The following is a 10,113-nucleotide window of genomic DNA, read 5'->3' as shown; positions in this document are numbered from 1 at the left end:
GCTTTAAGCAATTTGATTCTTAGATGAAGAAATCTATATAAAATTAAAAAAGTCCTGCGAAATATCACAGGACTTTTTGATTTATTTTTTAGGTTTTTCTACTCCTTTCCATTCGTCACCGGCTTTTCTATACTGGCTTAAAGTGAAATTTTTGAAATCCTTTGTTTTGTATTCAATATTATCGGTATTCTGCTCGAAAGGCATAATGTAATAATAGTCTATATCGGTTTTATCTGTTTTGTTTCCTTTTTTTACAGTGGGAACATATTTTGAAAACTTATAGTTTGGAAGATACTGTCTTAACCTTGTGTAGAATGATTTGTCATCTTTTTCACTAGGAATAATATCTACAATGTTAAGATCATCTTTTTTCTTATCCACCCAAAGGTAATAGGTTTTTTCCTCCCCTAAATTTCTGTTGTATGAATTGAAGGCAAACAATTCTTTTGGAACCAGTTCTTTAATTTTTTCAGGGTCAACCTTAGTGTAGAATTGCCCTTTTGAAGGATCAACGTATGTTTCAAGATTGTACATTAAAACAGAATTATTCTCAAAGTTTTTGTTCTTGAAGTATTGATTTAAAGATAACTCTGCCGTTGCTCTAAGTTCCTTAGATCTGTCATCTAATTTTTTTGTAGGATTCTGAGGATTTACTTTTTTTACAAATTCATACAGTACTACCGGCTTTATGTCCTTAAGGTGAGGGTAGGTTTTAAGTTGCTCTGCTTTTACCAGCCAGTAAAACTGTTGGTAATAGTCATCCTTATCAGCATCTTTCACGCTTTTATAGGCTAAAGCAAGCTTTTTTGAGTTCAGATATTTGCCATATTTTCCCTGTCCAAAAGCAAAACTGATGGATAATAAGGCAAATAAAACAGTAAGGTTTCTTCTCATTTTTTTATAATTGATATTTTCGTTTTCCAAATATAATTATTTATTAGATATTATTTTTGATTGTCAGTTAAATTATGCCATATTGTTGTTGTTAATTCAAAAAATAATCCTGTATTGCTACAGGATTAATAAATTATTGTGGTAGAAGTTAGAAATAAGAAGGCTAAGAATGTTATTTTAAATTACAACTTTTGCATAGCAATTGAATTGTGAACAAATTCAGTAACATGATAACCTTAAACCTTAAACTTTGAACATCTGAAATTCAGGCATCTCTTTTAATCTAAAACCCTCTCACTCCCAAACTCAGTTAATACGAAGTCTCATGCACTTTCACTGCTCTTCCGCTTGGGTCGTTCATCTTTTTAAAAGATTCATCCCATTCCAGGGCAATAGGAGTTGAGCACGCTACAGATGGAACAGAAGGAACCGTTGCTGCTGCTGTTTCACTTGGGAAGTGTTCTTCAAAAATAGTTCTGTATCGGTATTCTTCCTTGTTTTGCGGAGTGTTTAACGGAAATCTGAACCTTGCGTTAGCCATCATCTCATCCGTAACCTCTTTTTCAGCCACTTCTTTTAAAGTATCAATCCATGAATATCCTACACCATCCGAGAACTGTTCTTTCTGTCTCCATGCAATAGAAGCCGGAAGAATGTCTTCAAAGGCTTTTCTTAATACCCATTTTTCAATTTTTCCTTCAGATGCGTTAATCATTTTATCTTTTGGATTAAGCGTCATGGCAATATCCATAAATTCTTTGTCAAGGAAAGGAACCCTTCCTTCAATTCCCCAGCTCATTAAAGCTTTGTTCGCTCTCAGGCAGTCATATAAGTGAAGCTTTCCAAGTTTTCTTACTGTTTCTTCATGGAATTCTTTAGCGTTAGGGGCTTTATGGAAATATAAATAGCCACCGAACAGTTCATCAGAACCTTCTCCGGATAGCACCATTTTAATACCCATAGATTTGATCACTCTTGCTAAAAGATACATCGGGGTGGAAGCTCTGATGGTGGTTACATCATAAGTTTCAAGATGATAAATCACATCACGTACTGCATCTAATCCTTCCTGAACTGTAAAGTTAACCTCATGGTGTACAGATCCGATATGTTCTGCTGCTTTTTGTGCTGCTGCTAAATCAGGTGATCCTACAAGTCCTACAGCAAAACTGTGTAATCTTGGATACCATGCTTCCTGGGTATCACCGCTTTCAATTCTCTGTCTTGCAAATTTTGCTGTAATCGCTGAAATAACAGAAGAATCTAATCCGCCGGAAAGTAATACCCCGTAAGGTACATCACTCATCAATTGTCTGTGAACAGCATCTTCAAGGCCTTTTCTCAGTTTAGAGATATCTGTTTCGTTATCTTTCACATGGTCAAAGCTTTCCCATTCTCTGGTGTACCATTGCTGAAGCTCAGCGCCGTCTTTGCTGTATACCAAATGTCCTGGTAAGAAAGTTTCAATGGTTTTACATACTCCTTCCAATGCTTTCAGTTCAGAAGCTACATAATAGTTTCCGTTTTTATCCCATCCCTGGTAAAGAGGGCAGATTCCCATATGGTCACGGGCAATCAGATATACTTCATTTTCAGTATCGTATAGGGCAAATGCGAAAATACCGTTCAGCTTTTCCACAAAGTCCTTTCCATATTTTCTGTAGAGTGCAAGAATCACTTCACAATCAGATTGAGTCTGAAACTCATAATCAGGAAACTCTTCTTTTAATTCTCTATGGTTATAAATTTCGCCGTTTACGGCTAATACTACTTTTCCGTCTTTAGTAAATAGAGGTTGTTTTCCGGATGTTGGATCTACAATGGCAAGTCTTTCATGAGAGAAAACTACTTTCTCATCCTGAAAAACTCCACTCCAATCCGGTCCTCTGTGACGGATTTTTTTTGACATTTCTAAAACCTGAGGCCTTAATATCTCAGTTTTTTGCTTGGCATCGAATAAGCATACAATTCCACACATATTTTTATTATTTATGAGACAAAAGTAAAAGGGATGTTTATAAATAACAATGAAAAATGTGTATAAATTAAAATTTTTAATTAAATGAATTATTTTAAAGAAAAATATTAACTATTTAGAGAAAATACTATGTTTTTGATTAATTTTTTTCGTTAGGCTAAAATTAATGTATTCTCTATACAAAATAAAAATGACATATTTCTTAATATATGATAATTTATTATGCAAATTTTAGCCCTTACTTTGTGGCTCGAAATAATTTTTTTTCATCATTTGTGTTTTTACCTTCTTGCAATTCTCATGCAAGAAGGTTTTGTTTTATTGGGATCCAAGTAATGCTCCTGAAACATTCCAGGAACTGAAACTTGTTCCTTCCGTAGGTCCTTGTGGAATTTTTACCTGAATTGTATGTTTACCCGCTTTCAAATCTCCAAGAGGGATGAAATTAGGGTTGGTAACTGTTCCAGGACACCAGTTTGATCTGCTGAGGTCTGAAGATGAAAGTCCGTCCTGGAAGTTTCCAGAAGCTGGATTGTATAAACGGTATGAGCCACAGTCTGTTCTCCATGGTACAAATGAAAATACAGGATTTCCATCTACCAGAATAGAATTGGCTTTCGGAACGAACTCATCTCCGTTTTCCCAGCCGCCGTGTCCGGTTGTAGTATATCTTAGCTGTGCATTTTTCAGATCTTTATCCAGATTGAAAGTAACCAGCAGTCCTTTCTCATGATTAAACATCGTAGAGTAGTCCTGCCCCGCCATTTCCATTATATTTAAAGTATTGAATAAAGGTATGGCCGTATTATTTTTATTTACGCTTTGATCGCTTTTATGAATCGTAATATCAAGACTTACCTTATGTCCTCCTTTATCATAGTTGCCAATAAATGTACCTATCCAAAGTTCTTTTCCCGATAATGCAGGTTTCAATTCTGTAATATCCTGTCGATAAGGACTAACGGTGTGCCAGTTTTTTCCTTTAAGCTGAATATGATTGAATTTCTGGATACCAAAAGCGGTAAAGAATCTCATCATTTCTACAGCAGGGCTGTAATGCTCAGTAGCTGTTACTCCATAATATTGTTTTCCGTTGCCATTTTCGTAGGCTGGAAGCATTTTCACTCCTTTTTCTAACCCATCAAAAAAAGATGTTTCTTTATCCTGTGGAATAAAAAAGACGGTTCCTGTTCGGTCATAGGCATCTCCATTGGACTGTTGTTTCAGTTCTACAAAAATATTTTCACCTTCTGTAATGGCGGGGAATTTTATTTTTTTAAGGATGATGGTTCCATTAGCGTATCTTTTTATCTGATCGTCAGATTTTGAAGCATCAGAAAAATTGATTATTTCATTTTCAAAAACATTCAGTGTGGTAAATCTACTTTTCCAGAGTAAATCCTTATATCCCAGTTGATCTGTTATTTGTATGTTTCCTTTTAAAATGTTTTCAATTCCGGTATTTTTTACTTTTTTAATTGATCCGGCTGTAATTAAAGAATTTTTATTTCTTTCCACTTCCAGGACCAATCCTAAATTTTGTCCCAAAACGGATGGTCCGCCCTTTAAGTTCAGATCATTTGTATACCAGACTTCAATGGTGTTTGAATTGACTTTTGTAATTGCCTTTTTACAATTATATCCTAAGATCTTTTTTGTTTCATTGGTGAGATCGAAATCCTGTTTTCCTACAGATTCAGTATCAGACGTTGAAATAATTGAACCTGGTTTTAAAAAGGCATAAGAAATAATGGTATTGGATGGTCTTTCTATTTTCGTGATCTCATAAGGATAGCTGCTTTTCTGTTCTTTGATGGTATTGTTGAGAATAAAATTTTCTTTTTCATTGAGCCAAACGATGGTAGAAGGCTGATCCGTTATTTTTTTTCCGTTGTAAGAGCTGATGTACTGAATTTCATATGTCTGTGCAGAAAACAAACAGTATAAAAAAACAGACAGAAAATTGAAGACAATTCTTTTATGCATAAATAGATGAGTTTACTGCAAAGTTATTTTAAACTTTTACAGCATGAAAACGGTTAATCTATACAGTTAGTAGACAATATGTTTGAAATGTTACAAAAATTGTTACATTTTTTCAGAAAGAAGAATAAAAAAACTACTCCAGTAAATAGAGTAGTTTTATATATCTTTAATTGATTTAGATTAAGAAACTCTTTCAATCAATGCCATATAGAATCCGTCGTATCCTTCGCTTGGCATTACCTTTTCATCCTTAATCATTTTGAATCCAGGATTGTTTTTAAGGAATTCTTCTACCTGAAGGTTGTTTTCAGAAGGAAGGATGGAACAAGTCGCGTATACCATTTTTCCTCCTTTTTTTAGCATTTTAGAATAATCCTGAAGGATCTGCTGTTGCTCTTTTTTGATTCTGTCAATAAAATCCTGATCAATTTTCCATTTGCTGTCCGGATTTCTTTTCAAAACTCCAAGACCAGAACATGGGGCATCAATTAACAGTCTGTCTGCTTTCTCGTGAAGACGCTTGATGACTTTATTGTCAGCAATCATACGGGTTTCAATATTGTGGGCTCCGGCTCTTTTAGCACGACGTTTCAGTTCAGCCAGTTTCCATTCGAAAATATCTAAAGCTACAATCTGGCCTTTGTTTTTCATTAAAGCTGCCAGGTGAAGTGTTTTTCCTCCTGCACCCGCGCACGCATCCACTACTCTTTGTCCTTCTTTTACATCAAGGAAATATCCGATCTTCTGAGATGAAGCATCCTGAACTTCAAACAATCCTTCTTTAAAAGCTGTAGTAAGGAAAATATTCTTTTTCTCTTCCAACTGTACTGCATCAGGATAATTTTTGATAGGGTAGGATACAACCCCTTCGTCTGAAAGGTCAGAAATAAGTTCCTTTGTAGTCGTTTTTAATGAATTGGTTCTTAAAACGGTAGGAGCCTGCTCATTTAAAGCAATCATTTCCCTTTCCCAGTTAGCTCCTAATTCTTTCTCCAGAGTTTCTGCTAACCAATCCGGGATAGAGTGTTCAATGGCTTTGGTAGGAACTGTGTTCTTTTTAAGTTTGGTAAGGATGTCTGCAATTTTGATCCCGTCAAACTCTTCAAACTTTTTATAATTGGTCTTGCTCCATAAAAGGTAAGCAATGATAAGTTTATAAATATTGTTGGGTTTCACCCCTTCACCCATATAATATTCAAGGCGTTTTTTCCAACGGATGATATTGTAGAAAATCTCAGAAACAACGGCTCTGTCCTGGCTTCCCCATTTTTTGTTTGCCTTTAAAAGTCTTTCAATAACTTTATCGGCATATTTGTTTTTCTCAAAAAATGTTTCCTGTAAGGCATCGTGAATTCCGATTGCCAAGTTTCTGTGAATAAGTTCCATAAGTTTGCTTCGCTGTTTGAATCTGCAAAAATACGAATTAAAGTTGAGAGTTGAAGATTGAGTTGGAGAGTTTGAGTTTGAGGGGTTTTGAGTAAGAGAGTTAGGAATCTGATATTATTGATGAAAGATCAATCTGTTTATTAATTTTTAAATAGTAGAAATAAATTTTAATACTGAATTTGTAAAGATTTTCCTAAAATTTATATTTTTTTATTTGTTTGCAAAAGTCTTTCACTCAGAGATGAATATACCTGTGTTTTTGCTTAAATGAAAAATCTTTGCTCACAAAATATGCACTGCTCATCAATATACTTTATTTTCTTTGCATTTAGCTTAGTTAATTTGTTGTAATTCACTAGTTGGTGTAAAACGAAAACGAGCTTATTGTCTACTATACTGATCTTTACCTCTTGACTTCAACCTTTAAAAAGCCCTACCTTTGCAAAAAATTAAAAATATGAGTGATACGGTACTTTGTCCGAAATGTAGCTCTGAGTTTACCTATCCGAGCGATAACATGATGGTATGTTCTCAGTGTTTCTACGAATGGAATCCTGAAGAAGCTGCTTCTGAAGCTGCAAATGAAGGAAAAATATTGGACTCTAACGGAAATGAACTTCAGGATGGCGATTCTGTTGTGGTTATAAAAGACCTTCCTGTAAAAGGAGCACCAAAACCGGTAAAAGCAGGAACTAAAGTGAAAAATATCCGTTTAAGACCGGGAAGTGATCACAATATAGACTGTAAGATTGATGGTTTCGGAGCAATGGCTTTAAAGTCAGAATTTGTGAAGAAAGCATAATTACCTTTATATGGTTAAAACCATAAAAAAAGGAAAAAATTGGACAGTGTAATCTTTCAAAGACTTAATTGCAAGATTGCTAATGTCTGTCTAAAAGGCAGAAAGAGAAATAACCAATAATTTCCTTATGCTGTGGAAATACAAATGTAAGAAAAAGTTTAATAACTGATTCTTATGTTTGTATTTTTTTTATGGATAAGTGTAAGAAAATGTATGAGTTATCTGTTGTTTTGTGGTAGTGAAAATGACAGAAGACGAGACCGCGAGGGGTGTGTGTTAGAAGACAGTATCCTCATGTTCCTTACTTTAAATAAATGAGATATTAACTGAATCATGCAATTGGTCATCAGTATAAATTACCAGTTCTTTATTCCTTAATTTAATTTTGTTCCAATAATAATTTCCTGCAAACCTGCTTTCCAGCACTTCAGCTTCATGGCCATTTTCAGATACTTTTATCCCTTTTGGATAATAGAAAAACTTGGGAAGCTGGAAATCTGCCGCTTCGGTTTCGTTAAAGATATTCACTTCACCAAATAATTTGGCAACGTAGGAATTGTAAGGATTTTTATAGGTTTCTTCCGGACTGTCGTTCTGAATAAGTCTTCCGTTCTGGAGAACAACTATCTGATCCAGCCATGGCATAATGTCCTGGAGTTCGTGGGTAGAAATAATCAGGGAGATCTGATGCTCCTTTACATAACGGAAAAGTCTTTCTCTAAGTTCTATTTTTCTTGGAAAATCAAGATTACTGAAAGGCTCATCAAGGATAAGAAGTTTAGGCATAACGGAAAGTGCTCTTGCAATAGCAACTCTTTGTTGCTGTCCGCCACTTAAATACTTAGGAAGCACATTGGCAAATTCCTGAAGACCTACTACTTCAAGAAGCTCCATAACGGTTTCTCTCTTCTTGGTTAAATTGATATTCGAAATAAATTTACCTACATTTTCAGCAACAGTAGCATAAGGCATCAGGTCAAAATTCTGTGCTACAAACTTCATTTCAGCTTCTCCGGGAACAAGATTTCCTTTGGGACCCAATAGTTTGGTTCCGTTAAAAATGATTTCTCCGCTTTCCCAATCAAGCAGTCCGTATACAAGGCTTAAAAGAGTAGATTTTCCACATCCACTTTCTCCTGCCAGGGCAATGATTTTATTGGCCTCAAATCTTAAGTTGAGGTTTTGAAACAGCGGTTTTTCTTTATTATGAGAGAAGAATAAATTGTTTATTTCTAAAAGCATAATACAAATGTAAGGTTTTTATGAAAAAATAATTTTTTTTATTATATTAGCAGGAGTAATAAAAATATATCAAAAATGAGAAAAAAACTGTTTTCGTTAGCTATTCCTGCCTTATTCGTTGCTGCTGTAATGGTTTCTTGTAAAAAAGACAAACCGCTTACCAGTGAAAGTAATGAGGTGACTACAACCAAAGATGGTAACCAGTATACTTTGGACACGCTAAACAGTAAGGTTGAATGGAAAGGATACAAAGTATTTAAATCTGAAAATACAAGCCACTTCGGAACTATTAAGTTTGAAAGTGGAGATGTAACGGTGAAGGATGGAAAACTGGAAAGCGGTAAATTCGTTGCTGATATGAATTCCCTGACTTCTGTTGACTTGAAAGACAGTCCGGATGATATGGGTAAATTAAACGGTCACCTTAAAAGTGGTGATTTCTTTGAAGTAGAAAAGTTCCCAACAGCTTCTTATGAAATTACAAAGGTTACTCCTGCTACGGAAGGTGATTATAATACTCTTTTGGATGGTAATTTAACCATTAAAGGCATTACAAAACCCGTTCAGTTCAAAGCTAATGTTTCTGTGAAAGATGGAGAAGTAAGTGTAGCTACTGAGCCTAAGGACATCAAAAGAGAAGAGTTTGGCGTAAAATTCCAGGCTCCTGCTGAAAACGGAGTGATTAAAGATGAGGTAACCCTTCAGATCAACGTTAAAGCTTTAGAAAAGAAATAATTTTTTTATTTAAGTGAAATAAGTGATTGAAGTCTGCCTCCCGAAAAAGAGGCAGATTTTTTTATGACGGACTTATTATTCAACTTAAAAGTCGTATTTTTGCAAAACATTTTGAAAGGGTAAAATAATGATAGAAAAGATAGAAGAACTACTGATCGAAGTAAACGGCTTCAATGCTACCTCTAAGGAAGAGATAGAGAACTTCCGTATCAAGTACAACGGTAAAAAAGGAGTTCTGAATGATTTTTTTGAAAAATTTAAAGAAGTTCCTAACGACCAGAAGAAAGAATTCGGTCAGAAGATCAATACTTTGAAGCAGGCAGTTGCTGTGAAATTGGAAGACTTGAAAAGTGCTTCCGCATCTTCTGTTGTGGTAGAAAAAGAAGATCTTACAAGACCTGCGTTTCCATTGGAACTGGGATCAAGACATCCGATCAACCTGGTTAAAAACAGAATTATTGAAATCTTTAAATCAATTGGATTTGCAGTAGCAGATGGCCCTGAGATTGAAGATGACTGGCATAACTTTACCGCACTGAACCTTCCGGAATACCACCCGGCAAGAGATATGCAGGATACTTTCTTTATTGAGCAGAATCCGGATATTCTTTTGAGAACGCATACTTCTTCTGTACAGACGCGTTACATGGAAGAAAACCAACCGCCAATCAGAATTTTATCTCCGGGAAGAGTATTCAGAAATGAAGCCATCTCTTCACGTTCTCATTGTATCTTCCACCAGATTGAAGGATTATATATTGACGAAAATGTAAGCTTTGCAGATTTAAAGCAAACGATCCAGTTCTTTACTACTGAGCTTTTCGGAAAATCTAAGATCAGAATGAGACCTTCTTATTTCCCGTTCACTGAACCAAGTGCTGAGATTGATGTATACTGGGGATTAAACTCTGAAACTGACTACAGAATCACGAAAGGAACAGGTTGGTTAGAAATTATGGGTTGTGGAATGGTAGATCCTGCCGTATTAAAGAATGTAAACATTGATTCTGAGAAATATTCAGGATATGCATTCGGAATGGGTATTGAAAGAATTACCATGCTTCTTTACCAAATGAGCGATATCAGAATG

The 10,113-nt window shown here is 35.1% G+C and carries 8 protein-coding genes; 3 read left to right on the top strand and 5 right to left on the bottom strand.

The features are described 5' to 3' along the window. Positions 1-81 precede the first annotated feature (81 nt). From BBH99_RS03860 to BBH99_RS03845, 4 genes are all read right to left on the bottom strand, one after another. The gene (locus BBH99_RS03860; protein ID WP_066692228.1) at positions 82-924 is read right to left on the bottom strand and encodes a hypothetical protein; all 843 of its coding nucleotides are present in this window, start codon (positions 922-924) and stop codon (positions 82-84) included. 280 nt (positions 925-1,204) lie between these two features. Next, complete coding sequence (asnB, locus tag BBH99_RS03855; protein ID WP_066692225.1) at positions 1,205-2,872, bottom strand: asparagine synthase B; 1,668 nt, start codon at positions 2,870-2,872, stop codon at positions 1,205-1,207. 318 nt (positions 2,873-3,190) lie between these two features. Continuing rightward, positions 3,191-4,858, bottom strand: a complete 1,668-nt coding sequence (locus BBH99_RS03850; protein WP_066692223.1) for a GLPGLI family protein — start codon at positions 4,856-4,858, stop codon at positions 3,191-3,193. Between the two features lie 180 nt (positions 4,859-5,038). After that, complete coding sequence (locus BBH99_RS03845; RefSeq protein ID WP_066692221.1) at positions 5,039-6,244, bottom strand: RsmB/NOP family class I SAM-dependent RNA methyltransferase; 1,206 nt, start codon at positions 6,242-6,244, stop codon at positions 5,039-5,041. 457 nt (positions 6,245-6,701) lie between these two features. On the opposite strand from BBH99_RS03845, the gene BBH99_RS03840 reads away from it, so the two are divergent. Next, positions 6,702-7,046 (top strand): zinc ribbon domain-containing protein YjdM, encoded by a 345-nt coding sequence (locus BBH99_RS03840; protein WP_066692216.1) that lies wholly within the window; start codon positions 6,702-6,704, stop codon positions 7,044-7,046. A gap of 306 nt (positions 7,047-7,352) precedes the next feature. On the opposite strand, the gene BBH99_RS03835 is transcribed toward BBH99_RS03840, so the two are convergent. Then, on the bottom strand, positions 7,353-8,288 hold the full coding sequence (locus tag BBH99_RS03835) for a sulfate/molybdate ABC transporter ATP-binding protein (RefSeq protein WP_066692214.1): 936 nt from the start codon (positions 8,286-8,288) through the stop codon (positions 7,353-7,355). A 75-nt stretch (positions 8,289-8,363) separates the two neighbouring features. On the opposite strand from BBH99_RS03835, the gene BBH99_RS03830 reads away from it, so the two are divergent. Continuing rightward, positions 8,364-9,023, top strand: a complete 660-nt coding sequence (locus BBH99_RS03830; RefSeq protein WP_066692212.1) for a YceI family protein — start codon at positions 8,364-8,366, stop codon at positions 9,021-9,023. Positions 9,024-9,150: 127 nt separating this feature from the next. Beyond that, on the top strand, positions 9,151-10,113 hold a 963-nt coding region (gene pheS / locus BBH99_RS03825; RefSeq protein ID WP_066692210.1), incomplete at its 3' end, for a phenylalanine--tRNA ligase subunit alpha.

Source organism: Chryseobacterium contaminans (assembly GCF_001684955.1).
GTDB classification, from domain to species: Bacteria; Bacteroidota; Bacteroidia; order Flavobacteriales; family Weeksellaceae; genus Chryseobacterium; species Chryseobacterium contaminans.
The sequence above is the reverse complement of the archived record's forward strand: the minus strand, read 5'-3'. Positions and strand labels throughout refer to the sequence as shown.

What these genes read in the sequence shown, in the direction of transcription:
- asnB (WP_066692225.1), bottom strand. Translation starts at nt 2,872, where the DNA reads ATGTGTGGAATTGTATGCTTATTCGATGCCAAGCAAAAAACTGAGATA.
- BBH99_RS03850 (WP_066692223.1), bottom strand. Translation starts at nt 4,858, where the DNA reads ATGCATAAAAGAATTGTCTTCAATTTTCTGTCTGTTTTTTTATACTGT.
- BBH99_RS03845 (WP_066692221.1), bottom strand. Translation starts at nt 6,244, where the DNA reads ATGGAACTTATTCACAGAAACTTGGCAATCGGAATTCACGATGCCTTA.
- BBH99_RS03840 (WP_066692216.1), top strand. Translation starts at nt 6,702, where the DNA reads ATGAGTGATACGGTACTTTGTCCGAAATGTAGCTCTGAGTTTACCTAT.
- BBH99_RS03835 (WP_066692214.1), bottom strand. Translation starts at nt 8,288, where the DNA reads ATGCTTTTAGAAATAAACAATTTATTCTTCTCTCATAATAAAGAAAAA.
- BBH99_RS03830 (WP_066692212.1), top strand. Translation starts at nt 8,364, where the DNA reads ATGAGAAAAAAACTGTTTTCGTTAGCTATTCCTGCCTTATTCGTTGCT.